Below are 24,668 nucleotides of genomic sequence, written 5' to 3'. Positions count from 1 at the left end.
TAAGAAGATATTTTACAGACGATTCAGTCTCTTCGGGGGGAGGATTGGCTATGTTTCATACAATTTCCTATTTAAAACAGGGAAATACCAGGCAATACCGAGCGTATAAGGCTATAAAACAATTAAATATATTGAAAGACTTAATGGACTATACGCCAATACTTTGTGGAACGATTCCAATTGGTGTGGATGTGAAAGATTCTGACTTGGATATTATTTTGGAAGTGAATGATTTTAATCATTTTAAAACACGTATTATAAAGTTGTATGGGGAACATGAAGCATTTACAATAAAGCAAATTCGGATACGAGATACTCCTGTAATCAAGACTAATTTTCATTATAGCGGGTTTGAATTTGAATTATTTGGTCAGGCAAAGCCAGTTCATAAGCAGTATGCCTACCTACATATGATTATCGAATATCATCTCTTGAAAGAAATGCCGAAGCTTCGGGAAAAAGTGATTCATCTTAAACGTCAAGGAATGAAAACAGAACCAGCCTTCTGTGAGATTCTAGGTATTAAAGGAGACCCTTATGAACGTCTGATTGAAATAGGGATAGAAAAGGGGATAATCGAATGGAAAACGTTGTGATAAAAGAACTGGAAACACAGGAAGATATAGTAGAAGCATATCCAGTTATGCGGGAGCTTCGCACACATCTTAGTAAACATGCTTATCTTGATTTGGTCAAGGAAGCGCGAGAAAAGGATGGCTATATAGTGGTCGCATTGTATGAGCAAGACGACATTGTAGCGGTTGTTGGCTTCAAACCGATGATAACACTCTATTACGGTAGATTTGTTTGGGTTTGTGATTTAGTTACAAGTCAAACGAAGCGTTCTAAAGGATACGGTGAAAAGCTGCTTTCTTATGTGCATGAATGGGCTAAATCAAATAAATATGAATGTGTTGCACTGTCTTCAGGGCTGCAAAGAAATGATGCACATCGTTTTTATGAGCGTACGATGAATTACAACAAGGTGAGTTATGTGTTTAAAAGGGATTTAGAGTAAGTGTATGAGGGAATGTGCGTGTACAATGATCAAAGAATTGAAAGCATTGAATTTCTACTATTGAATAATCAAGCCACCGAATATGTCTTTTAATTTCAATAAATTTTTTGTAGTGGATTAAGAAGGGAAAATATTGAAATAAACAATGAGCTATCTTAGATGAGATTATCTGAGATAGCTTTTTTAACACGATTTTAGTTAATTGAACCAAATTTTGGATATTTTTAAAAGTAGCTGTTGTTTTTATTGTGTATTACGAATATAATACATTTATATTACAATCATACTACATTTAAATACATTTAAATAGAATGAGGTGAAAGATTGTATCCAAGAGTGAACTTGGATAAATGTTAACTATCTATCATACATAAGTAGAAATTTTTGAAGATTAAAAACGGATTGATTTTTAGTGAGGGGGTTTGTAATGAATTTTATTAAACGAGGATTTCTAGGTATTACAAGGAAAAAAGGGAAAACATTAATTTTATTAGCCGTTATTTTTATCTTAGGAAATTTAATATCAGGAGCAGTTTCAATTCAACAAGCAACTGGTAATGTGGAAGCGAATATTAAAGAAAGGCTGGGAGCTGCCGCGACGCTTGAGCTTGATTATGAAGCAGTGGAAGATCTAAGTGAGGCAGAGTGGCTAGAGATTGAAAATATAGGCGTTGATTTGATTAAACAAATTGGTGAACTCTCTTATGTAAAGTATTTTGATTATAGTACATCTATCTATTTAGGTTCAGAGAGCATTGAGAGTTATCAGGGTGATATGGAAGGAGAGATTTTTCACTCAGGACCGAGCATGGACTATAAACTGAACGGAATCAACTATGCTCCTGTGATTGACTTTGAAGAAGAGAAGGGCAAATTAATCGATGGCCGTGTCTTTACACAGGAAGAGGTGGATAATGGCACTTCTGTAGCTATCATCTCGAAAAAATTGGCAGAAAAAAATGATCTGCATGTAGGAGATACCTTTACTTTAGATAATGCAGTCTATGATTATGATGAGGAGACAGGGGAGGAAGAGTTAATTACTTCCCGAGATGTTGTATTAGAGGTTATCGGATTATTTGAGCCCCAATCAGTCAAAGAACAACAGGAAGATAATGCAGATAGCGGTATGTTAGATTGGATGGACATAGAGTATCAAAATACAGTTTATGTTCCGAACGAAATTGTCGCAAGTGAAAATAGATATCATTGGGAAGAATACAGTAAAATGGATGAAGAATTTGCAAAAATGATGGAGGAAGATGAGAACGCCTTCGAATATTTCATGCCAATGTTCTTCTTAAACAGTCCTGAAGATAGTGAAGCATTTGAGGAAGAGGTAGCTCCATTGCTGCCGGAATTTTATAATGTAGTCAATGCTATGGATCAATATGATAGCATTGCAGGGCCGATGGAGTCGATGTCCAAACTATCAAAATATGTTTTGCTTGTTGCAGTAATTGCAACGGTGCTAATAACTGGTTTAGTAGTTTTACTATTCCTACGGGACCGTAAACATGAATTGGGGATTTACTTATCCTTAGGAGAACGCCGGAGCCGTGTTGTAGGACAAATTTTAATCGAAGTGATGGTGGTTGCGGTAATTGGTATCACGCTATCCTTGTTCAGCGGAAATCTCTTAGCTGGACAGGTATCTGATATGATGATGAAGGCTAATGATAATCAAGATGAGTATTATGAAGAGTATATTTATTTTGGTGATACTCAAATAGATTTGACAACAGAAGATGTATTAGACTCTTATGAGGTAAGCCTTAATTTAAGCTATATTCTAGGATTCTATGGAATCGGTCTGTTAACTATTTTAATTTCAACGGTTATCCCGCTAATTTATATTGTAAGGCTAAATCCGAAGAAAATACTGATGTAATAGAGAGGTAGTTCAAAAAGTCCGGTGAAAATGACACTTCGCATTTCTTCGTTGGCTTGCTTTTCCGCTGCTCACGTATTAACTGCATACGTTCCGCTGCTCAGAGCTACGCCGCCTCGAACTGCTCGGTCCTTTTCATCCTCCTTTTTGAACGCTTACTAATAGAGAGGTGAGATTATGATATTAGAAGCGAAAGATTTAAATTATTATTATCAAGATGGTGAAGAGCGTCGTTATATCTTAAAAGATACATCTGTCTCTTTTGAAAAGGGAAAATTTTATACAATATTAGGGCAGTCCGGTTCAGGGAAAACCACCTTATTATCATTACTCAGTGCCTTGGATTCGCCGAATAGTGGGACAGTATTATTTAACGAGGAAGACATTAAGAAAATTGGCTATGAAAAGTACCGGCGTAATAATGTCGGGATTATTTTTCAAAGCTATAATTTAATCCCGACCTTCACAGCTGTGGAGAATGTATTGGTTCCTATGTCGATTACGGAAAATGAAATTCCAGAAGATGCAAAGACAGTAGCCTATAATTTACTAGATTACATCGGCATTGTAAAAAGCAAAGCAGATCGTTTCGTTAATAAGCTTTCTGGGGGAGAACAGCAGCGTGTTGCTGTTGCCCGCGCTCTGGCGACCAATGTGGAATTAATTCTTGCCGATGAGCCTACAGGAAATCTTGATGAAGAGATGGAGCAGGAAATCATTGATATCTTTAAAAAATTGGCACATGAACACGGAAAATGTGTCATTGTGGTAACGCACTCCAATGAAATTGCTTTGCAGTCTGATCAGGCTTTCCATTTGAGGAAGGGTGTACTGTCTTCCTATGAGTGATTTTTTATCAAAATTTAATAAAGACAAGTATGATGATTTGGTGAATGAAAAAGAAGACAAAGAGATAAATGATAAGAAAGAAAAGAAAGTGGAAGAGCAGGAAGACCAAGAACCGGAGCAAAAGCAGGAAAAACAATCTTCTGCTGCGGAAATGGAAGAAGCAGTACCTGAACGCAATACCCCGCTTAAGTCAGATCCGGTTTCTTCTAGAAGCAGCCGACGAGAGGATGCGGAAGAAGAAGTTGAGATTGATCTGGATTATCGAAAGAAGAAGAGACTTCGGATGTGGCTAATTATTTCAGGAGCTGTCTTAGCCTGTATGTTGATTTTCTTCATTTACTATATGCTTGTCCATGTTAAGCTTGAAAAATTTGTGGACAAGCCTGTTGCAGAAGCCCGTGCTTGGGCGAAAGAAAATGATGTAGAGATTGAATTAACACAAGAATACAGTATGGAACATGATGCAAATCAGGTTATTTCACAGAGTGTATCTGAGGGAGATAAAATACGAAAAGGGAAAACGCTTCAATTAACTAGCAGTTTAGGTGCTGATCCAGAAGAGGTTATTCCACTTGTTGATTTTTCAGAAATGAGTCAAACGGAAGCTGAGAGCTGGATTGAAGAAAATAAAGCAGAAAACCTGCAGATTGTCACAGAGTATAATGATGATATTGAAGAAGGTATATTTATTAAGTTTACCATAAAGGATAGTGGAATTGAGGAATCAGAATACCAACGAAAAGACAGTGCTGCCGTCTATTATTCAAGAGGGAAAGAAGTCTTTGAAAAGAATATCACCATACCTGACTTTACAGGAACTACCAAAGAAGAAGTGGAAAAATGGGTAGAAACAAATGAAATTGATATGACGTACGAAGAGGCGGACTCAGACAGTGTCGAAGCAGGAAATATTATTAGTCAAAGTGAAGCCGCAGATGAAAAAATTGCAAAAAGAGATAAGATGAAAGTTGTTGTATCTTTAGGTAAAGCCACAGTAGTTCCGAATTTTGGGGAACTGACTGCGGAGGAAGCTGCAATCAATTACCCAGATATAAACGTAACAGTAAGACAGGCGTTCCATGCAGATATTGCTTATGGAAAACTTATTTCGCAATCTGTTGAGACAGGTACAAAGTTAACGGAAAAAGATGACAAGAATGTAACCGTTACGTATTCACAAGGACGACCATATTTACATGATTTTCGGGGTCAATTAGAAGGTGACTTGCCAAGATTGTTTTATGAGCAATATCAATCGAAAGGTGCCGATATTAATTATATTGCCAAATATGTCTATTCACCAGAAGTAAAGGGAACAGTAGTCGACATGCATAAGTTTAATGAATTTGTCCCAATGAAATTCACAGTGGAGGTTCATATTAGCAATAATACTTCAGCACCGCCTAATCCACCAGCATTTTTCGAGGATGAATCAGACGGACCTATAACAGAGGGCGAACCAGATCAACCTTTGGAAGAAGAGGAAGATATCGGAGATTATGAAAAATAAACATAGTGTAGTATCTAGCTAAGATATAGTGTGTTAACAGGAGTACTAACTTTTTTTATAACATTATATAATTCTACCCTTAAGTACGCTATATTTTTAAAGGCAACATAAAGAAAGGCAAGTTAGATTTGTTACAACCTAACTTGCTTATTTTTTATGAAATGATTAATTCGCTTTCTTGATATTCCGTTACCATTTGGACAAATAGTTCCAGAAAGCGCGTATCGCCAGTCAGTTCCGGATGGAAAGAGCTAACAAGTAAGTGCTCTTGTCTTGCAGCAACAATATGCTCATTATATGTAGCTAAAACTTCCACATGAGCTTCTGCGCTTTCCACATAAGGTGCTCGAATAAAAACTGCTGAAAATGGATCAGCTAATCCTTTAACATCGAGCTTCGCTTCAAAACTATCTCGCTGCCTGCCGAAAGCATTTCGTTTCACGCAAATATCCATTAATCCAAGATGTGAATCCGCTGAAGCCGAAAGCTCCTTAGCAAGTAACACCATTCCTGCACAAGTACCGAAGATAGGCTTTTTACGCTTTGAAAATTCCTTTATCGGTGCTGCAAAACCATAACGATTAATAAGTCTGCTTATCGTTGTACTTTCTCCGCCTGGTAGGATTAAGCCATCGATTTGTTCCAGTTGTTCAGGATGCTTAATTGTTATTCCATGCAATCCTAAAGCAGTAATTTGTTTGATATGTTCATCAACCGCACCTTGTAATCCTAGGACACCAATTTTCATGTCTTTCATCCTTTCCTCACAAGCTTACCTTTCTTGCATTCTCTCTTCGGCAGCAAGTGTAGCAATATCGATTCCTTTCATTGCACTTCCAAGTTCTTGGGAAAGCTTACCGATTAGGTCATAATCATTATAATAGGTCGTCGCCTGTACAATAGCATTTGCGAACTTCTCTGGGTTTTCTGATTTGAAGACCCCAGATCCGACGAATACGCCATCTGCTCCAAGTTCCATCATAAGAGCAGCATCAGCTGGTGTAGCAACACCGCCGGCAGCAAAGTTAACAACTGGTAATTTTCCTGCTTCCTTAATTTGTTTTAAAATCTCATAAGGTGCACCAAGGATTTTTGCTTCTGTCATGAGCTCATCATCGTTCATTAAAGTTACTTTTCGAACCTGTGCATTTACTTGACGCATGTGGCGAACAGCTTCAACGATATTTCCGGTTCCTGGTTCTCCTTTTGTACGAAGCATCGCAGCACCTTCCCCAATTCTGCGTGCAGCTTCACCTAAATCACGGCAGCCACAAACAAATGGTACCGTATATGCGCTTTTCAGCAAGTGAAATTCCTCATCAGCAGGCGTTAATACTTCACTTTCATCAATATAATCTACTCCCATTGCTTCTAAAACACGAGCTTCTACAATATGTCCAATACGCGCTTTAGCCATGACGGGAATGGATACAGCATTCATTACTTCTTCAACGATTCGTGGATCAGCCATTCGTGCAACTCCGCCAGCAGCACGAATATCAGATGGTACTCGTTCTAATGCCATAACAGCAACTGCTCCTGAAGCTTCTGCAATTTTTGCTTGCTCTGCGTTAACAACATCCATAATGACGCCACCTTTTTGCATTTGCGCCATTCCTCTTTTTACCGTTTCAGTACCTAATAATTTTTCCATTTCTTCCACATCCTTTAAATTGTTTTTTTCTGAATTTAGTTTATTATAAAAAGTATGTGGATCTATTGAAAGTGTCAGTTTTTATGAATTTGATAGGGTCAGTAAAAGGAGTGTAGAAATATGGATATGCTTTCCTGTCATTTAAATCGAACGATCGACGTTCCTTTATATGAACAGTTATATATATTTATCAAAACAGAAATTGTTGATGGACGCTTAGAATATGGGAGTAAACTGCCTTCGAAACGGAAGCTTTCCGAATTTCTAAAGGTTAGCCAAAATACAGTTGAAACCGCCTATGAGCAATTAGTGGCGGAAGGATATGTAGATGGAATACCTAGGAAAGGATATTTTGTATTAGCGTACGCTGATTTAGAATATGTTCAGCAGACGGAAGCTTCAACAGAACCAGATGAAAGAGCTGAAGAAACCGTACTTTACAATTTTCACCCAAGCTGGGTGGATACGGAAAATTTTCCGTTTGCGAAGTGGAGAAAATATGCAAAAAACTCGATGGATAAACAGTATCATTCCTTGTTATTACTAGGCGATTCGCAAGGGGAATATGAATTACGCAGGGAAATCGCTCACTATTTATATCATGCACGAGGTGTAAAGTGCTCCCCAGAGGAAATCTTTATTGGTGCAGGAAGCGAATTTTTATTACAACAGCTCATCCTATTATTTGATCAAAAAACAGTGTACGGAGTTGAAGACCCTGGGTATCATGTAATCTCACGAATATTAAGCAACTATCCAAATGAAGTGAATCCACTTGAGGTTGATGAAGATGGAGTGGATGTAGACGCAATAGAAAATAAACGAATGAATGTTGTATATGTAACGCCTTCGCATCATTTTCCATATGGATCTGTATTGTCCGTAAATCGTAGAGTTAAGCTATTGAATTGGGCGGCAGCGGTGGAAGATCGCTATATTATTGAAGATGATTATGACAGTGAGTTTCGTTACAGCGGGAAATCGATCCCTGCGTTACAGGGAATGGACCAGGCGGGAAAGGTAATCTATTTAGGAAGCTTTTCCAAATCACTCATCCCTTCACTTCGAATTAGCTATATGGTACTCCCTAAACCGTTGTTAAGAAAATACAAAAACAAATTGTCATTTTATCATTGTTCGGTTTCCAGGATCGATCAGCATATATTAACCCAATTTATGAAAAATGGGGATTTCGAAAAGCATTTAAATCGCATGCGAAAAATATACCGCCGAAAATTAGAGAAAACATTGGAGATGTTAAAGCCTTACCAGAAGGATCTACAAATTATTGGGGAACATTCGGGACTTCATATTGTACTTGCAGTGAAAAATGGCATGGATGAAGAAGAGCTTGTATATCGAGCAAGGAAAGCAAATCTGAAAGTATATGGATTATCCTCTTATTCGATGGAGAAGCGATATAGTGGTGACCCGAAAATAATTCTCGGTTTTGCAGGAATACCTGAAGAAAAATTATCAAAGGCAATCGAATTGCTGTTAGGCAGCTGGGGGTTTTGATCAAGTTGATAATAAGGTGATTCTCTAATTATATTATATGGGTACAAAATAATGGTCAATTAGAACTTTATCAATGTATTAAAAGGTGACAATATACCTGTGTTTTGCTATACTATTTCTTGTCGTCATTTACAGATAGTAATATTTTCCTTATCTGTCAAATGATCGATTAAGTTGATAAAGTTAGGAGTTTTGGAATTGGAAGAAAAGTATTATGTAAGATTAAATCCGGCGAAAAAAATAATAGATTGTATGGTTAGTGGTACATTTGTACCGGAAGATGCGCAAAGCTTTGTAAAGGATTATCATAATGCTGTAAATTCGATTAACCCAGCAGAATATACGCTAGAATTCGATTGTACGTCTATGTTAGTCGTTTCGACAGATATGGTCCCACATTTAGAAGCGTGCTTCGCTTTATACAAAGAATCTGGATTTCATAAGGTAATTTTCAAAGTACAGGATAATGCTGTTCTGAAAATGCAATTCAGCCGACTTGCAAGAAACACAGGGTTAACAAACGTAGAAGTTACATCATTATAAATTGAATAGAATGACGAGAAGAACAAGGTTTAATTAAAAATCTTGTTCTTTTAAGTTGAACAAACATGAATCGTATTTCGAACAGAAGGGGTCTATTACATCTTATGAATATCAAAATTAAAGAAGTAGGGATTTACCATCCCAAAACATCCGTGAATAATAACTTTTACATCGATCATTTTCAAAAGCAAGGCAAAGATATCAAACGATTTGTCCAACATATGGGAAGGAAAGATCGCTATATCATTAAAACCAAGAATGAGAATGCACTTACGATGGCGATTGAGGCAGCTAAAACAGTTTTAGAAAAAGCGAAGATGTCAGGTAAAGATATCGATATGCTTGTTTTTTCTACACAAACACCAGAATATACTTTTCCAACGAATGCATTATTTCTGCACAATGCTATTGAAGGAGATCAGCACACGATTGTGATGGACTCGAATGCAAACTGTGCAGGAATGACGGTAGCAGTTGAACAGGCGTCACGCTATATGAAAGCAAATCCAAACGTAAAAACAGCCCTCATTGTTGGATCAGATTATAACTCGCTCCTTTGTGATCCAGAAGATGAAATTACATATTCGAACTATGGTGATGCTGCAGCAGCGGTCATTTTAGAGACGACAGAAGAAGATACAGGCTTTATTGATTCGGTTTATGCAGTAGATTCGAAAAGCAGAAATAATATCGTCTATCCAGAACAAGGATTGGCGAATACGCTGCGAGGAGAGGCATCAGGAAAATATATAAAATGGATTCCTTTTGATGGAAGTGAAAGTATGATAAATGTTATGGAATCCTTTGAAACAATCTTTGAAAGAAATAATTTAACGAAAGCAGATATCGACACCTATTGCTTTTCTCAATTCTCGCTTGCAACAATAAAAGAAATCCAAGAAAGATTCAATATTGATGATAAGCAGATTGTTTATGTAGGTGATCGATTTGGTTATACAGGCACAAGCAGTCCGTTTATCGTTTTGCATGAAGGAATTAAAACTGGAAAAATTAAACGTGGAGATTATTTATTATTCTGGACTATTGGTGCAGGATACCAGATTATAACGATGCTATTTAAATATTAAATCGCAAAAAAACCGCATCCTTAAAAAAGTGGATGCGGTTTTTTATTGTAATTTATTTTTTTTGATCAAAAACTGGCTTTTTCCATAAACCAAGCACAACAGCTGACACGACCATACCAATAGCTAGAGAGAGCAGGAAGAATACAGCATTCTCTGCTAAAGGAATAACGAAAATTCCACCATGTGGTGCTGGGATAGCACTATTCCAGAATTGTGTTAAACCACCAGCGATTGCTGCTCCTAGGACTGACGATCCGATTACGCGTAATGGATCTGCAGCAGCGAATGGAATTGCACCTTCTGTAATAAAGGAAATTCCCATCACATAATTCGTTATACCCGACTTGCGTTCATTTTCATTGAACTTGTTTTTAAAGAATGTTGAAGCGAGCGCAATGGCAAGTGGTGGAACCATTCCTCCGGCCATAACTGCTGCCATCAGGCTACCATCACCAGTATCTGAGAAAATTCCAATTGAAAATGCGTATGCAGCTTTATTAAATGGTCCACCCATATCAATGGCCATCATTCCACCTAGTAAAGCTCCAAGAATAACCGCATTTCCTGTTCCAAGGTTTTGGAGGAAATTGACCATTACATGGTTAACACCGGCAAAAATTGGACCGAACACAAAATACATGAGAAGACCAGTGAAAAATAGACCTAAAACGGGATAGAGCAGGATTGGCTTCAGGCCGTCCAGTGCTTGTGGCAAGCCACGTAAACCTCTTTTTAATAGTATTACGATATATCCAGCTAAGAAACCAGCAACTAAACCTCCGATAAATCCAGCTTCACTTTGAACAGCAATTAGTCCACCAACCATACCTGGCATTAATCCAGGACGATCTGCGATACTCATTGCGATAAATCCAGCAAAGATTGGGATTAAGAAGTCGAATGCATTGCCACCAACTTCATTTAAGAAAAGGAAAATTTCACTGTCACTGCCTAAAATACTTTCAACTAGGAAGGAAATCGCTAATAGGATACCACCACCAATAACAAATGGCAGCATATGCGATATTCCATTCATTAAGTCCTTATATACAGTGTTTAGTAAAGATGACTTTTGCTTTTCTTCGTTATCGGAACTAACGTCAGACCCTTTTGCTTGATAAACGGCTGCATCATGATTTACTGCTTTAGTAATGAGTTCTTCCGTTTTCTTAATACCGTCTGCTACAGGTCTTTCCAATACGCGCTTGCCGTTGAACCGAGCCATTTCTACTTTCTTGCTTGCTGCTACAATAACGGCATCTGCACGTGCGATCTCTTCATCGGTTAAACGGTTTTTCGCCCCATCCGAGCCATTTGTTTCTACACGAATGTCGACATTCATTTCAGCTGCTTTTTTCTTTAAAGCATCTTCTGCCATATACGTATGAGCGATTCCGGTCGGGCAGGCGGTAACAGCCACAATGAATGGTTTACCCGAATCTTTATCAACAGCTGAATCGGATGTTGATTCAGCATCATGATCATCTTCCTCTGATTGATCAAAAAGTTGATGAACTTCATCTGGTGAGTTTGCTTGCTTTAGTTGCTGCACAAAGTCAGGATCAATTAATAATTTCGAAAGTGATGCAAGTGTTTGCAGGTGTGTATCATTGGCACCTTCTGGAACAGCAATCATAAAAAATAAATATGCAGGCTGACCATCTAGCGACTCATATTCAACACCTTTTGTACTCTTAGCAAAAAGCACTGCAGGTTCATTTACTGCTTTTGTTTTAGCGTGCGGCATTGCAATGCCATCACCAAGTCCTGTCGAAGATTGTGCTTCTCGATTTAATATAGCTTCTTTAAATTGCTCTGCATCCTGGACTACGCCATTTTTATGGAGGCTACGAATCATTTCGTCAATTGCTGCCTCTTTGGTTGTTTCCCGCAAGTCCATAATCATTATATCTTTTCTTAATAATTCGGTTGTTTTCAAGGTTATCATCCTTTATTAAAATTTTTACACAGGGGAAACTTCTACTTGATTAACTAAAGCGAGGATGTCATTTCGTTTCGCTAGATCATCAGAAAAGGCTGTTGCGCTGCCAGAAGCTATTCCCATCTTAAATGCTCGTTCTGCATCCTTTGTTTTGATGTATTCACCAACAAATCCGGCAATCATGGAGTCACCTGCTCCTACAGAGTTTTTTACAATTCCTTTTGGACTTATTCCTTTATATATGCCTTCTTTTGTGAAAAGGAATGCCCCGTCACCAGCCATGGAGACGATTGCGTGCTGTGCTCCAAGCTCGAGTAATTTCTCACCATATTGCAGGATAGTTTCTTTCGTGTTCATTTTAGTTCCGAATAGCTCTTCCAATTCCTCGAGGTTCGGTTTGACGAGTAAAGGTTTATAAGGCAAGGCAGCTTTTAAATCTTCACCAGTCGTATCGATAATAAACGCTGCATTTGATTTCGTAATTACATCGATCAATAAATGATAGTAATTATCTGGAAGGGAAGGCGGCTTGCTTCCTGATAAAATAACACTATCTTCACTGGAAATATTGCTAATTTGCTTTAAGAGAGCATCCGACTCCTCTGTGGAAATGTTTGGACCTTGTCCGTTAATTTCAGTTTCAAGGTTTGATTTTAGCTTAATATTTATTCTCGTATCATCAAGAATTCGGATAAAATCAGAAGAAATTTTGTCCTTTTGTAACCAATTGGAAATAAAATTTCCGGTAAAGCCCCCTAGGAAACCAAGTGCGGTTGAATGTACATCAAGTTCTTGTAAAATTCGAGATACATTTATACCTTTGCCTCCAGGAAGTTTTAAATCGTTCGTCATTTTATTCAATTTTCCCAATTCCATCTGCTTTACGTTTACGACATAGTCAATAGATGGATTTAAGGTAATTGTGTAAATCATTGCTCCGCCTCCCAAATGGTTGTTTTCGTCTTATAGGGTGCAAGATCCTTATGGCATGAATCGGTTATCAATATAACTTCTTCGATCCCGCATACGTTTACGAAGTGAACTTTGTCCCACTTTGTATGATCTGCAACGACATAAGCTGTCGCAGAATGTTGATGTGCAATTGTTTTTAATGCGGCTTCTTCTGGGTCGGGGGTTGTACAGCCAAATGTTGCATCGATTCCATTCATTCCAAGAAAGGATTTATTGAATTGGTATTTTTGGAGTTCATTTTGACTAGGTGCACCAACAATTGCTTTTGTTGATGGTTTTACCTTACCGCCGAGTAAAATGGTATTGATTTCCTTATCGGTAAGCAGGGATGCATGTACAATTCCGTTCGTTACTACAGTAATATTCCACTTATTTATGAATTCAATCATTGCTAATGTTGTTGTTCCAGCATCTAAATAAATCACATCATTATCTTCAATAAAAGAAGCTGCTAATTTTGCAATGGCTATTTTTTCTTGATTGTTTTTGACGGATTTTTCTTGAATGGATTGTTCGCTATCCAATTGATAGATGCGCTTTGCGCCTCCATGGATACGTGTTAATTCTCCGGCTTCCTCTAAATGTTGCAGATCTCTTCTTATTGTAGACTCTGAACTGTTAAGTGCATTCATTAAATCTTGCGTTTTAACAATATTCGCCTGTTTTAATTCATTTAATATGAATGTATGTCGTTCCTCTGTTAACATATACACCCTCCTAATCAGTATAATAACATCAAAAACGGTCAAAAACAATCAGTCTGATAGCGTTGTCACAAAAATAACAACTTTTCATATGAATTACCTTTCAATTTCGTACTTATTGATTTAATATTCCTAAAAAAATTACTTTTGACTCTAAGTAGAAATCATAATATGATAATAACAATTTAGAGGGAAAAGAGGTTTTTTCAGAGATAGTAAATTTTTAAATTAACTTATTAGAGCATAGACAGGACATCCATGAAAAAGGAAACTGTTTGAGTGGATTTTATTTATATACGCAGACATTTGAGCAATTAATAAGAAAAGCGCTATCGAAATAACTGAATTCTTTATCAACTTGGCGGCAATATAAATTTTGGGGGAAACACATCATGAAACAATCAACGAAGAAATATATCATCGATCGAATGTACAAGGCTTCTATAGGACTTGCGAATGCTGTATTGGTAACACTCGGAATTGGTCTATTAGTTGAAGCTTTTGGAACGATTACAGGTTGGGCTGGATTTACGACAATTGGAACAGCTGCACAGCTAATGCTTGCACCAGCTATCGGAGCTGGAATTGCATATCAGTTAGGTGGAAATACGTTAGTTATCTTTAGTGCAATGGCAAGTAGTACAGTTGGTGCAAACGCCCTGCAGCTTACCGCTGATGGTGGATGGGTACTGACAACTGGACAGCCTGTAAGTGCTGTTTTGGCAGCAGTTATTGCAACTTGGGTTGGTAAAAGAGTAACTGGTAAGACAAAGCTTGATATGCTAGCTATTCCATTTACTGCAATTATGATTGGGGGCGTGTCAGGTGTATTCCTAGCGTGGGTTACGACTCCTGTTCTTATATGGTTAAGTGAAAAGATTGCTACATCTGTGGGAGGATCACCACTAATTGGTTCGATGGTTATTGCACTTATATGGAGTATATTTCTTATGTCACCAGCTTCTTCAGCAGCTATCGCAATTGCACTTCAGCTTGATCCTGTTTCAAGTGCAGCTGCATTAATCGGTTGTACGGCACAGTTTGCTGGTTTTACCGCAATGTCCTTTAAACAAAATGACCTTGGCGCAAACATTGCACAATCCTTTCTTACACCAAAGGTACAGGTTCCGAATATCGTGAAAAACCCACGATTAGTAATTGGACCATTTCTATCATCAATCATTTGTGCACCAATCGCTATTATTCTATTTGATTTCCAAGTTCCTTATCAGCTTGCTGGGCTTGGGCTAAACTCGTTTATCGCTCCACTAAATATTATAGCAAATCAAGGCCCAGGCGCTTTAATTATGTATCTTGTAGTTGGTGTCTTGCTGCCAATCATTATCTCTATTTCGGTCTATCATGGTTTAAAAGTAATTGGTTGGGCAAAAACTGGCGACTTACGAATGGAAGTGCAATAGTATAGAAGAAAGTCTGTTTTAGATCTGAATAGCTATTAATTATGATGAAAGAGTGATAGGTTTCGCAATGGGCGAAGCTATCACTCTTTTCATTAGCAGGTAGGAGTATAAACTTTCTTATAACAAGGTATTTTTTTATTTTAACAGTACATCTCACTGATAAAAACGAACTCCCAAGGGCATACTAAATGAAATGAAATGAAACACGGGAGGGTTACTATGCCAACAAAGGATAATATCGTATCAATCTTTGCCCTTGGTGGCTTAAGTGAGATTGGGAAAAATATGTATGCTATTGAATATGGGAACGATATTGTAATTATCGACTGTGGAAACAAGTTTCCTGATGAGAGTTTATTAGGAATTGATCTAATAATCCCTGATATTTCTTATCTCGTTGAAAATATAGAAAGAGTGCGTGCTTTAATTGTCACCCATGGCCATGAGGATCATATTGGAGGAATCCCTTTCTTCTTAAAAAAAGTAAATGTACCGGTGTATGCGACGCGGTTTACACTAGGTCTTATCGAACTCAAATTAAAAGAACATCGATTTTTACGAGAAAGTGAACTGATTGAGATTAATTCAGAGTCAAACTTCGAAATTGGTGAAATGTGTATTAGCTTTTTCAAAGTAAATCATAGTATTCCGGATTGTTTAGGAATTGTATTTAACACTCCAGAAGGAACGATTGTACATACGGGTGACTTCAAGTTTGATTTGACCCCAGCTAATAATGAGCAATCAGATATTCACAAAATGGCTGCGATTGGCAACAAAGGGGTAATGCTTCTATTATCCGAAAGTACCAATGCAGAGCGTCCAGGTTTTACTCCATCGGAACAAATGGTAGGCAAAAATTTAGAAGCGATTTTTAAAAAAGCAGAACGAAAAATTATTGTATCTACTTTTGCTTCCAATGTTAGCCGTATCCAGCAGGTTGTAAATGCTGCCGAGAAATGTGAGAGAAAACTAGCCTTACTTGGGCGGTCGATGGTGAATGTGGTAAAGATAGCAATGGAACGTGGCTACTTATTGATCCCTAAAGGCATGTTAATTGAAGCACGTGATATCAATGAATTACCTCCTGAAAGGCTGACAATTTTATGCACCGGGAGCCAAGGAGAGCCAATGGCTGCACTTAGCCGACTATCTACTGGAAACTTTCGAGATGCAGAGATATTATCGGAGGATACGGTTATCTTTGCAGCTGGTCCAATACCTGGGAATGAAAAAAATGTAACGCGTATTGTAGACAACTTATATAAACTTGGAGCTCATGTCATTTATGGATCTGGAAGCAGTTCAGGCATGCATGTTTCCGGTCATGGTTATCAAGAAGACTTAAGGCTTATGCTCACCCTCATGAAGCCGAAATATTTTATACCGATTCATGGTGAATATCGAATGCTGCATCATCACCGAATGCTTGCAGAATCTGTAGGTGTAAAGCAAGAAAACACATTTATCTTAAAAAATGGTGATGTTGTAGATGTTGAAAACACGATTGCACGTTGTACTAGAAGCTTACCGAGTGGGAACACTTATGTTGACGGAGTCGATGTAGGGGATATGGAATTTGTATTACGTGACCGCAAGAAAATTTCAGAGGATGGGGTGCTCATGATTATCATTCCGATGAATAAACAGGAAGAAAAGGTCATCGCAGAACCCGAAATCATTTCACGTGGTTTTGTCGATCACAATTTCTCTGAACTTCGAAAGAATATGAATCAAATAACGCTAGAAACAATCCATGAGCTACATGAAGCGAATAGATATTCGTGGAATGTCATGAAAAAACAGCTAAAAAGGACCATAGCAAAATATATTAAAGAACATGCGAGAAAGGAGCCGATGATTGTCCCGATATTGTTGGAGATTTGAATAGGAGCAGGTGGTAAATCAATGGGGGGAGAAGTAAAAATAAAATTCAAACAGCATTAAAGTTGTAAAAAAGTAAAAGCACATAATTCTCCATGATTTTTAAAGTTAAATTGAAAAAAAAGCCAAGAACCCGTGTGGGCACTGGGTTCTTGGCTTAGAATGATTGACTTAGAGTGTATTAAAGAGCCTTTTCCATTTTTTGTTCATTAAGTAGGTTGGTCTATTTCAAATTGTGTTGTAACACGTTCTAATGATTTAGACAATCCGGAAATTGTTAATCCTACCTCATGTGTACGTTGCATTTGTTCGTATTGCTGTTCACTTTTAACGCGCATTTCTTCTGCACTTGCTAACGTTTCCTGAGAAACGGAAGCAAATTCATCAGCTGCATACTCTAAAGCAGGAATTTCATTTTTTAAGCTTTTTAGCTCTAAATTCATACCCTGGAGTTTAGTCCCTACTTCTGTAATTTCCTTCATGAGATTATCTAATGATAATTTTGCATCACTTGCTGTCGTTATATTTGTCCCTATTTTCTTTAGCATTTGTTCAAATTCATCGGTAGCATTGGAAGTAATGCTCTCCATATTGCTAATAGACTGTGTGATTTGTGCCGCTGTTGATGATGATTGTTCAGCAAGCTTACCAACTTCATTGGCGACAACTGAAAAACCTTTGCCAGCCTCTCCAGCACGGGCTGCTTCTATTGTGGCATTAAGTGCTAATAACTTTGTTTGTTCTGCAATCCCTTGAATGAGTCCTACTAGATTTGAAATGGAAATGGAATAGTCATTTACTTGCTTAATCGTCTGTGTTAAATGCTCAAAGTCATTTTCAAAAGTTTGTGTTGTATTGATTAATCGAGATATATGCTTTTCTCCAGTAATTGCTGTAGCCCCCATACGTTCGGAACTACTAAACACCATATCCATATTCGTAATGATATCTTCTGTTTTATTTTTCATCGTAATAAAGCTCGCTACACTGCTTTCTGAGCTGTTCGCAGTTTGCTTTGCACCTAATTTCACAACATTAATGGACTCGGTTAAATCATGGCTATATTGTAGTGCGTCATCAGAGGAATGCTCTAATGTCTTCCCAGTACGAGATAAATCAACTGCAGTTTTCTTTAACTCATTAAACATGGTCGTCATCTGGTGAATCATGGAATCATAGCTTCTATGTAAAGATACAAATTCTGGTATTGTTGTTTTCATCGCAACCGAATGCTGATGGTTTCCGTTACGAACTTCCAGCATTGTGTCTCGCAGGACAGAAAGCGGCTTGGTTAATGTACGAACGAAAAGAATAATTAATATAGTGGAAAGAATAATACTTGTAGCGGTAATTAAAATAGATACAAATCCCATGCTATTAACAGGTGCCATAAATGATTGTGTCGGTACAAGTAATACATAGGTACCGTTAATTTCGTCCATTTGTTGGAAAGTTATCGTGTAAGCTTCGCCATCGATCACACGCTGAAGCTGTCCTTCCTGTGAATCCGAAATTGTTTGAACTAGAGAGTCGGGAATATTTGGTAATGAATCCGCACTGATTGGAAAAGGGGTTACACTATTATCAGTGATATAAAAAAATTCCGATTCCATTCCATCGGTTTCTAATTGGGTCTGTTGAGTACGAATGTTTGCATTCAATTGCTGCATAAAATAATCTTCATCACTCACATAAAGAAAATGGAGATTTGCTGCGATGTAACCAATTAATTGCGCTTCACGAATTAATCGATCCTCAATCGTGTTTATTGTCATTTGTTTCGCTTGTATGTATGAAGTTCCCCCTACCGCAGTAACGGATAAAAAGATTAATGATAGAAACAGTATACTTAATCTAGCATGTAAATTTGTTTTTGTAAGTAAAAGATGGTAAAGCCGTTTCACAGAATAGATGCCTCCTTAAATTCAACAAAGATGAACGGGTCTTTTGGACTGCTACTAATTTAGTATAACAATGTATTGTTAATTTACTGTAAAGTTAATGTAAAGGATTATTTTCCTTTATCTATCAAGGGGTTTAATAGAGTTGATATTATTTCCATCACAATTGTTTGACAAATAAGGTATAATAGAAGTTGGTAGACGTAAATTTGAGGAGGATAAAAATGACTACTATTAATAAAGGTGAAAATAAATTTTATGTAGGAGATAATATAAAAGAACCACTTGCAGAAATTACGTTTATACAAATTGGGGATGCAAAAATTGTAATCGATCATACATACGTATCTGATGAATTACGTGGTCAAGGCATTGCAGGAGAATTAGTAGAGAAGGTCGTTTTATTTGCACGTGAAAAAAATAGAAAGATTACACCATTGTGTCCCTATGCAAAGAAAAAAATCGAAAACACTCCGGAATTTTGTGATGTGCTAGGCGTGTGATTTCATGTACCTGACAATTGAAGAAACTGCAGAATACATATCGATGAATCCATCGAGCGTTACAGCGTTAGTCATGCAAGGGCGTATACGTGCGATTCATGATGGGAAGCAGTATCTGATTAATAAAGAACAATTTACGACACATTTTGAGCAAGTAGAGAAATATAAAAAAATGATTCATGATTATTTAAATGAACCAATTCCAGAAGATATTGATGTGAAAGATGAAGATTAAATGAAGGCAACTTTCAATTAGTGTTAAGTATATGCTACACTTTAATTTAAGAAAAGTGTAGCATATACTTAACACTTTTCTTTTTCCTGATAAACAATAGCAGTTTAGTAAAAAATACGTGTAGCTTAGGTGTACTTTCATATGCCTGGTTCTCAAATCATAGAGGAGTTCAAAAATGACAAAAAGATATGCTTCAAAAAATAAACAGCAATCAAAAGCACTTCAATTTAAAGTGGAGGAAGAAATGGAACTATTACCTTTTTTATTAAAGGTTATGTCAAATCGCAGTCGAAATTCTGTTAAATCGATACTTGCTCGTGGTCAAGTAACAATCGATGATCATATTGAAACAAAGTACAATTATGCACTGCATCCTGGACAAATGGTTACGGTTTTGAAAAATAAAGCTGCCATTAAACAGAACGTATTAATTGGGATGACTATCTTGTATGAAGACGATGCTGTTATTGTTATCAACAAGGAAGCTGGATTGCTTTCTATTGCAACAGAAAAAGAAAAGAAACAAACAGCACATCATCAGCTGATGGAATATGTAAGACAGGAAGATCCGGAAAATCGAATATTTGTTGTGCATCGTTTGGACAAAGATACATCTGGTGTAATGATGTTTGCGAAGAGCGAGGAAGTAAAGCGGACCTTACAAAATAATTGGAAACGGGTCGTCAAGGAACGTTCCTATGTTGCGTTAGTAGAAGGAGAGGTAACGAAGCAGAAAGGATATGTATCCTCTTGGTTGAGGGAAAGTAAAACGCATATGGTCTATTCTAGTCCAACTAAAAATGATGGACAGCATGCGATTACGCATTATAAAGTATTACAATCTAATCAAGACTTTTCTTTACTTGAAGTGCAACTAGAAACAGGCCGTAAAAATCAAATACGTGTTCATATGCAAGATCTTGGACACCCGATTGTTGGCGACAAAAAATATGGTTCTAAACAGAATGTGATTGGAAGAATGGGACTTCATGCGAAGGTATTATCTTTTCAGCATCCAACGACTGAACAATTATTGCTGTTCCAAGCAGATGTACCAAAATCATTTTTGAAGAAGTCGAAGTGAAATAGAGGGTGGATAGCAGAACGCTATCCACCTTTTCTATAATGGGGCTTTGTCGAGTATTCTACCTTTTCTACCCACAGTAGTCTCACCGTGTTCTAGAGAATTCATAATTGCTTCTTCTGTTGCTTCAATAACTCCTTGGAATAGCTGGCCCATTACTGGATGGTCATCGCGAATAAAGGAGAGCGATTCAACGGTATGATTCGAATTGTGATCGTATGTTGCTGCAGTAGAGAAGGCAATAGCGATGTCCCCGCTCCCATGGTCAACGATGCTGCCAGTTCGACCTAGTCCAATTGCAGAACGTCTAGCAAGGCGCTTTAACTGCCGTTCATAAAGTGGTGCATCTGTAGCAATTACAATCATAATAGAGCCATCAGGCGTGTCCAGGTTGGCTTTACTCCAATTGGCAAACAGTGCTTGCTCGCGTTTTCCAAAATTACTTAATACAAGGCATCCGACCGTGTAATTTTTGTTATCTGCTGAAATCGTACGAGAAGCGGTACCGATTCCACCTTTATATTCAAAGCATGCCATGCCCTTACCAGCGCCAACAGCACCTTCTTGAACAGGTTCTGTGCTCGCCCTTTTAATTGCTTGAATGGCGTGTTCCGGTTTTACTGCTTGGAGTCGAATAGAATTTAAATAGCCATCATTACACTCGCCGACAACAAGGTTAATTGTTCCCGTACTTACACCAATATCTTCGTTCTCCTCAAGCATATATTGTAGGGTTCCTTGCATGACGGAGCCCACACTAAGGGTATTGGTAAGCATGATTGGTGATTCTAGTAATCCAAGCTCTTCTAGTTGTACAAGACCGGTTGTTTTCCCGAAACCATTAATCACTGCGCTTGCAGCATGTGTTTTTTTCTTAAATAAGTTTCCTGAATGGGGAAGAATAGCTGTTACCCCGGTGCATATCGTATCTTGATCATCAATTTTCTCGTAAAGTGTTACATGTCCGACCTTCACACCGTCTACATCTGTAATACAGTTTAATTTTCCTTTTTGCAGCTCCATATGTTCTCTCCTTCCCTAAACTAACACGTTTCGTATTCATCACTCTATATGTATTATATATCAAATAGACCAAAATTATCGATAAGCATGCATGTTAATCAGCTAACGATGGAAAGCTAAAATGATTACTTATGGGTGGTGGTAACAAGATGAAAAGAATCGTTTCAACACTATTGTTTATTGCGGTATTTTTTTCAGCTGCAGGATTGATTGCGGCGGAGAATATTGGTACGGAGGTTGGCCAGAAGGCACCTGACTTTAAATTGATGACAAATGAAGGGGAGACGGTGCAACTATCTGACTTTAAAGGAAAACGTGTACTGCTTAATTTCTGGGCGACTTGGTGTCCACCGTGTCGGGAAGAAATGCCTGATATGGAACGATTTTATAAGGACAAAGATGCGGTAGTACTTGCTGTTAATATAACGAATATGGAAATGAATAGAAAGACGGTCGCTGAATTTATTGCAACGTACGGACTGACTTTTCCAGTGCTGATGGATGAGGAAGGACAGGTATCCAGCTTATACAAAATAAGTCCGATTCCTACAACCTATCTGATTGATTCTAACGGGGTTATCAGGCAGCGTGTGTACGGACCTTTGAATTATGAACAAATGATTACTGAATATGAAAAAATGGACTAAGGAAATCGGCGTCATACCCGATTTCCTTTCCTATTTTACAATGATAATTTGAATAGGATATGCAGTTGTTTTTTTAACATGGAAAATTAAGCTCTATTAGGCTAAACTATTAGATAGGCTAGTAAAGAAATTCGGGGGAGATTATCATTAAACTATTACTTGGACAGCTCGTGATGATTGGTGTCATCTGGATAGGGATGGCCACATTCTTTTCGGAAATGAATGAAGGAGCTAAGCTTATTTTTTATTTAGTTACATCATGGCTTTTATTATTAATCGTTATTATTGTGAAAGCTTGGATAAAGCAGTTGATACGGAAAAGAAAGTAACATGGAATGAAAACGCGAATTATAATTGAAAAGCGTGAGGAAGGTTAAACAATGCTTATTATAGAAAATTTACATAAATCTTATGGTGATAAAGTTCTTTTTGATGACATCAGCTGTACCATTGCTGATAATGAGCGGATTGGATTGATTGGTGTCAATGGAACAGGGAAATCAAGCTTTTTGAAAGTGATTGCTGGAATAGATTCACCGGAAAAAGGAAATTTGAAACATGCAAAAGATTACCGAATTGAATATTTAGCACAGGATCCAATCCTTGACCCTAATCTAACTGTTATTGACCAGATTTATTACGGGGAAGCGACGATTATGAAGCTGATGCGTGCATATGAAGCAGCATTATTAAAGCTACAGGAGGATGCGGAGAATAGTGCATATCAACAGGAATTAATGAGGCTTCAGCAGAAGATGGATGAAGCGGAAGCATGGGAAGCGAACACTGCAGCTAAGACGATATTAACCAAGCTCGGTATAACGGATTTTGGCAAAAAGGTAACGGAGCTTTCGGGTGGACAACAAAAGCGTGTCGCTATTGCAAAGGCTCTTATTCAGCCAGCTGACTTACTGATACTAGATGAGCCTACCAACCATTTGGATAATGAAACCGTAGAATGGCTCGAGAAATACTTACAATCCTATAAAGGATCTCTGCTCCTTGTTACACATGATCGTTATTTCTTAAATCGGGTAACGAATCGAATCTATGAGCTGGATAAAGGGAATTTGTATATATACGAAGGAAATTATGAAATGTTTCTGGAGAAGAAAGCAGAGCGAGAGGCGCTTGAGGTTAGTAATGAGCAGAAGCACCAGAATACATTGCGTCGTGAATTAGAATGGTTAAAACGGGGAGCAAAGGCAAGAACAACGAAACAAAAGGCACGAATCGAGCGTGCAGAAGAAATGAAAAAGGAAACGTTTGATACGAAAAAGGATCATTTAGCGTTTCAAGTAGGTTCTACACGATTAGGTAAAAAGGTAATTGAGCTGAAATCTATTGGGAAGACCTATGATGTTACAACGCTCTTGCATGATTTCAGTTATCTCGTAGTTCCAGGAGAGCGTCTCGGCATTATTGGTGCCAACGGCTCTGGAAAATCTACGCTGCTTAATATAATGGCAAATCGAGTTGAGCCGGATGAAGGTGAAATTGAAATCGGTGAGACGGTAAAAATTGGCTACTATACGCAGGGTGATGAGGAACTAGATGGAAGTATGCGGATGATCGATTATATTAAAGAGGTCGCAGAAGTAATCCATACAAAGGACGGCCAAGTCATAACAGCTGAGCAAATGCTGGAACGCTTTTTATTTTCCCGGGCAGAACAATATAACTATATTCGGAAATTATCTGGTGGGGAAAAACGCAGGCTTTATTTGTTGAAAGTGCTTATGACTGAACCAAACGTTCTCTTTTTAGATGAACCAACAAATGATTTAGATACACAGACACTTAGTGTTTTGGAAGAATATTTGGATCATTTTCCTGGTGTGGTGATTACGGTATCCCATGATCGTTACTTTTTGGACCGTGTTACGGATCGTTTACTTGTCTTTAAGGGGCAAGGGAGAACAGAGCTTTTCCAAGGCAATTACAGTGCCTATTTAGTACAACGTCAATTAGCAACAAGCACAGTGCACAAGACTGAGAAAGCAATCGAAAAACCGAAGAAACAAAAGAAAAAGCTTTCTTATAATGACAGGCGGGAATGGGAACATATTGAGGATCAGATCATGGAGCTGGAAGGAAAGGTAGAAGCGTTGCAGCAGGCCATTATCGATGCCGGAAGTGATTCCGAACAAGTACAGAAATTATATGGAGAACAGCAAGAAACAGAAGCAGCGTTAGAAAAGAAAATGGAGCGCTGGGAGGAACTCTCCATGTTAGTTGAGGAAATGGAGAATCAATAAGTTCTAGGAATGCTGTGACTATA

At 37.8% G+C, this 24,668-nt stretch carries 22 protein-coding genes; 15 read left to right on the top strand and 7 right to left on the bottom strand.

Features of this window, described 5'->3' with window-relative positions; translation table 11 throughout:
- Positions 1-50 precede the first annotated feature (50 nt).
- The 5 genes from F1560_RS00415 (at position 51) to F1560_RS00395 (ending at position 5,268) form a co-directional block, all read left to right on the top strand.
- On the top strand, positions 51-596 hold the full coding sequence (locus F1560_RS00415) for a DUF4269 domain-containing protein (protein ID WP_149472704.1): 546 nt from the start codon (positions 51-53) through the stop codon (positions 594-596).
- Positions 581-1,018: a GNAT family N-acetyltransferase gene (locus F1560_RS00410; protein WP_149472703.1), complete on the top strand. Its 438-nt coding sequence runs from the start codon at positions 581-583 to the stop codon at positions 1,016-1,018. The genes F1560_RS00415 and F1560_RS00410 overlap by 16 nt, the downstream gene beginning before the upstream one ends.
- A gap of 427 nt (positions 1,019-1,445) precedes the next feature.
- A complete protein-coding gene (locus F1560_RS00405) occupies positions 1,446-2,909 on the top strand; it encodes an ABC transporter permease (protein WP_149472702.1) in 1,464 nt (487 codons plus the stop codon).
- 177 nt (positions 2,910-3,086) lie between these two features.
- Entirely contained in the window at positions 3,087-3,758 is a 672-nt protein-coding gene (locus tag F1560_RS00400; RefSeq protein ID WP_210095935.1) for an ABC transporter ATP-binding protein, read from the top strand.
- On the top strand, positions 3,751-5,268 hold the full coding sequence (locus tag F1560_RS00395; RefSeq protein WP_149472700.1) for a PASTA domain-containing protein: 1,518 nt from the start codon (positions 3,751-3,753) through the stop codon (positions 5,266-5,268). The genes F1560_RS00400 and F1560_RS00395 overlap by 8 nt, the downstream gene beginning before the upstream one ends.
- A gap of 154 nt (positions 5,269-5,422) precedes the next feature.
- Here the strand turns inward: F1560_RS00395 and pdxT are convergent, their stop codons facing one another.
- Both pdxT and pdxS read right to left on the bottom strand, forming a co-directional pair.
- Positions 5,423-6,016, bottom strand: a complete 594-nt coding sequence (gene pdxT, locus F1560_RS00390) for a pyridoxal 5'-phosphate synthase glutaminase subunit PdxT (RefSeq protein ID WP_245347790.1) — start codon at positions 6,014-6,016, stop codon at positions 5,423-5,425.
- Between the two features lie 24 nt (positions 6,017-6,040).
- Positions 6,041-6,922 carry a pyridoxal 5'-phosphate synthase lyase subunit PdxS gene (gene pdxS / locus F1560_RS00385; protein WP_149472698.1) on the bottom strand — a complete coding sequence of 294 codons (882 nt, stop codon included), beginning with the start codon at positions 6,920-6,922 and terminating at the stop codon, positions 6,041-6,043.
- 120 nt (positions 6,923-7,042) lie between these two features.
- Here pdxS and pdxR point away from each other — a divergent pair, with 120 nt between their 5' ends.
- The 3 genes from pdxR (at position 7,043) to F1560_RS00370 (ending at position 10,071) form a co-directional block, all read left to right on the top strand.
- Positions 7,043-8,440, top strand: coding sequence for a MocR-like pyridoxine biosynthesis transcription factor PdxR (gene pdxR / locus F1560_RS00380; RefSeq protein WP_149472697.1), 1,398 nt, complete (start codon positions 7,043-7,045; stop codon positions 8,438-8,440).
- A 198-nt stretch (positions 8,441-8,638) separates the two neighbouring features.
- Complete coding sequence (locus F1560_RS00375) at positions 8,639-8,983, top strand: hypothetical protein (RefSeq protein ID WP_210095934.1); 345 nt, start codon at positions 8,639-8,641, stop codon at positions 8,981-8,983.
- Positions 8,984-9,087: 104 nt separating this feature from the next.
- Positions 9,088-10,071, top strand: a complete 984-nt coding sequence (locus F1560_RS00370; protein WP_245347789.1) for a ketoacyl-ACP synthase III — start codon at positions 9,088-9,090, stop codon at positions 10,069-10,071.
- A 52-nt stretch (positions 10,072-10,123) separates the two neighbouring features.
- On the opposite strand, the gene F1560_RS00365 is transcribed toward F1560_RS00370, so the two are convergent.
- The 3 genes from F1560_RS00365 to F1560_RS00355 are packed head-to-tail and all read right to left on the bottom strand — an operon-like array spanning position 10,124 to position 13,692.
- On the bottom strand, positions 10,124-12,010 hold the full coding sequence (locus tag F1560_RS00365; RefSeq protein WP_149472694.1) for a PTS fructose transporter subunit IIABC: 1,887 nt from the start codon (positions 12,008-12,010) through the stop codon (positions 10,124-10,126).
- A 24-nt stretch (positions 12,011-12,034) separates the two neighbouring features.
- Entirely contained in the window at positions 12,035-12,946 is a 912-nt protein-coding gene (gene pfkB, locus F1560_RS00360; RefSeq protein WP_149472693.1) for a 1-phosphofructokinase, read from the bottom strand.
- Positions 12,943-13,692, bottom strand: a complete 750-nt coding sequence (locus F1560_RS00355) for a DeoR/GlpR family DNA-binding transcription regulator (protein WP_210095933.1) — start codon at positions 13,690-13,692, stop codon at positions 12,943-12,945. The genes pfkB and F1560_RS00355 overlap by 4 nt, the downstream gene beginning before the upstream one ends.
- A gap of 389 nt (positions 13,693-14,081) precedes the next feature.
- On the opposite strand from F1560_RS00355, the gene F1560_RS00350 reads away from it, so the two are divergent.
- Together F1560_RS00350 and F1560_RS00345 are read left to right on the top strand one after the other, a co-directional pair.
- Positions 14,082-15,110, top strand: coding sequence for a PTS sugar transporter subunit IIC (locus F1560_RS00350; RefSeq protein ID WP_149472691.1), 1,029 nt, complete (start codon positions 14,082-14,084; stop codon positions 15,108-15,110).
- A 219-nt stretch (positions 15,111-15,329) separates the two neighbouring features.
- Positions 15,330-16,997, top strand: a complete 1,668-nt coding sequence (locus tag F1560_RS00345; protein ID WP_149472690.1) for a ribonuclease J — start codon at positions 15,330-15,332, stop codon at positions 16,995-16,997.
- A 206-nt stretch (positions 16,998-17,203) separates the two neighbouring features.
- On the opposite strand, the gene F1560_RS00340 is transcribed toward F1560_RS00345, so the two are convergent.
- The gene (locus tag F1560_RS00340) at positions 17,204-18,898 is read right to left on the bottom strand and encodes a methyl-accepting chemotaxis protein (RefSeq protein WP_149472689.1); all 1,695 of its coding nucleotides are present in this window, start codon (positions 18,896-18,898) and stop codon (positions 17,204-17,206) included.
- A 221-nt stretch (positions 18,899-19,119) separates the two neighbouring features.
- On the opposite strand from F1560_RS00340, the gene F1560_RS00335 reads away from it, so the two are divergent.
- The 3 genes from F1560_RS00335 to F1560_RS00325 all read left to right on the top strand — a co-directional run bounded on the left by F1560_RS00335 (position 19,120) and on the right by F1560_RS00325 (position 20,717).
- Positions 19,120-19,398, top strand: coding sequence for a GNAT family N-acetyltransferase (locus F1560_RS00335; protein ID WP_149472688.1), 279 nt, complete (start codon positions 19,120-19,122; stop codon positions 19,396-19,398).
- Between the two features lie 4 nt (positions 19,399-19,402).
- Positions 19,403-19,633 (top strand): excisionase family DNA-binding protein, encoded by a 231-nt coding sequence (locus F1560_RS00330; RefSeq protein WP_149472687.1) that lies wholly within the window; start codon positions 19,403-19,405, stop codon positions 19,631-19,633.
- A 175-nt stretch (positions 19,634-19,808) separates the two neighbouring features.
- Entirely contained in the window at positions 19,809-20,717 is a 909-nt protein-coding gene (locus F1560_RS00325) for an RluA family pseudouridine synthase (RefSeq protein ID WP_149472686.1), read from the top strand.
- A 36-nt stretch (positions 20,718-20,753) separates the two neighbouring features.
- Here the strand turns inward: F1560_RS00325 and F1560_RS00320 are convergent, their stop codons facing one another.
- Positions 20,754-21,740, bottom strand: coding sequence for a DmpA family aminopeptidase (locus F1560_RS00320; protein WP_149472685.1), 987 nt, complete (start codon positions 21,738-21,740; stop codon positions 20,754-20,756).
- Positions 21,741-21,889: 149 nt separating this feature from the next.
- Between F1560_RS00320 and F1560_RS00315 the strand changes: the two genes are divergently transcribed.
- Together F1560_RS00315 and F1560_RS00305 are read left to right on the top strand one after the other, a co-directional pair.
- On the top strand, positions 21,890-22,387 hold the full coding sequence (locus F1560_RS00315; RefSeq protein WP_149472684.1) for a peroxiredoxin family protein: 498 nt from the start codon (positions 21,890-21,892) through the stop codon (positions 22,385-22,387).
- A 380-nt stretch (positions 22,388-22,767) separates the two neighbouring features.
- Positions 22,768-24,645, top strand: a complete 1,878-nt coding sequence (locus F1560_RS00305; RefSeq protein ID WP_149472683.1) for an ABC-F family ATP-binding cassette domain-containing protein — start codon at positions 22,768-22,770, stop codon at positions 24,643-24,645.
- Positions 24,646-24,668: the final 23 nt, after the last annotated feature.

This window comes from Oceanobacillus polygoni, assembly GCF_008304605.1.
GTDB classification, from domain to species: Bacteria; Bacillota; Bacilli; order Bacillales; family Amphibacillaceae; genus Oceanobacillus; species Oceanobacillus polygoni.
This window is presented reverse-complemented; position numbering and strand designations above follow the sequence as displayed.

What these genes read in the sequence shown, in the direction of transcription:
- F1560_RS00415 (WP_149472704.1), top strand. Translation starts at nt 51, where the DNA reads ATGTTTCATACAATTTCCTATTTAAAACAGGGAAATACCAGGCAATAC.
- F1560_RS00410 (WP_149472703.1), top strand. Translation starts at nt 581, where the DNA reads ATGGAAAACGTTGTGATAAAAGAACTGGAAACACAGGAAGATATAGTA.
- F1560_RS00405 (WP_149472702.1), top strand. Translation starts at nt 1,446, where the DNA reads ATGAATTTTATTAAACGAGGATTTCTAGGTATTACAAGGAAAAAAGGG.
- F1560_RS00400 (WP_210095935.1), top strand. Translation starts at nt 3,087, where the DNA reads ATGATATTAGAAGCGAAAGATTTAAATTATTATTATCAAGATGGTGAA.
- F1560_RS00395 (WP_149472700.1), top strand. Translation starts at nt 3,751, where the DNA reads ATGAGTGATTTTTTATCAAAATTTAATAAAGACAAGTATGATGATTTG.
- pdxT (WP_245347790.1), bottom strand. Translation starts at nt 6,016, where the DNA reads ATGAAAATTGGTGTCCTAGGATTACAAGGTGCGGTTGATGAACATATC.
- pdxS (WP_149472698.1), bottom strand. Translation starts at nt 6,922, where the DNA reads ATGGAAAAATTATTAGGTACTGAAACGGTAAAAAGAGGAATGGCGCAA.
- pdxR (WP_149472697.1), top strand. Translation starts at nt 7,043, where the DNA reads ATGGATATGCTTTCCTGTCATTTAAATCGAACGATCGACGTTCCTTTA.
- F1560_RS00370 (WP_245347789.1), top strand. Translation starts at nt 9,088, where the DNA reads ATGAATATCAAAATTAAAGAAGTAGGGATTTACCATCCCAAAACATCC.
- pfkB (WP_149472693.1), bottom strand. Translation starts at nt 12,946, where the DNA reads ATGATTTACACAATTACCTTAAATCCATCTATTGACTATGTCGTAAAC.
- F1560_RS00355 (WP_210095933.1), bottom strand. Translation starts at nt 13,692, where the DNA reads ATGTTAACAGAGGAACGACATACATTCATATTAAATGAATTAAAACAG.
- F1560_RS00350 (WP_149472691.1), top strand. Translation starts at nt 14,082, where the DNA reads ATGAAACAATCAACGAAGAAATATATCATCGATCGAATGTACAAGGCT.
- F1560_RS00345 (WP_149472690.1), top strand. Translation starts at nt 15,330, where the DNA reads ATGCCAACAAAGGATAATATCGTATCAATCTTTGCCCTTGGTGGCTTA.
- F1560_RS00335 (WP_149472688.1), top strand. Translation starts at nt 19,120, where the DNA reads ATGACTACTATTAATAAAGGTGAAAATAAATTTTATGTAGGAGATAAT.
- F1560_RS00330 (WP_149472687.1), top strand. Translation starts at nt 19,403, where the DNA reads ATGTACCTGACAATTGAAGAAACTGCAGAATACATATCGATGAATCCA.
- F1560_RS00325 (WP_149472686.1), top strand. Translation starts at nt 19,809, where the DNA reads ATGACAAAAAGATATGCTTCAAAAAATAAACAGCAATCAAAAGCACTT.
- F1560_RS00320 (WP_149472685.1), bottom strand. Translation starts at nt 21,740, where the DNA reads ATGGAGCTGCAAAAAGGAAAATTAAACTGTATTACAGATGTAGACGGT.
- F1560_RS00315 (WP_149472684.1), top strand. Translation starts at nt 21,890, where the DNA reads ATGAAAAGAATCGTTTCAACACTATTGTTTATTGCGGTATTTTTTTCA.
- F1560_RS00305 (WP_149472683.1), top strand. Translation starts at nt 22,768, where the DNA reads ATGCTTATTATAGAAAATTTACATAAATCTTATGGTGATAAAGTTCTT.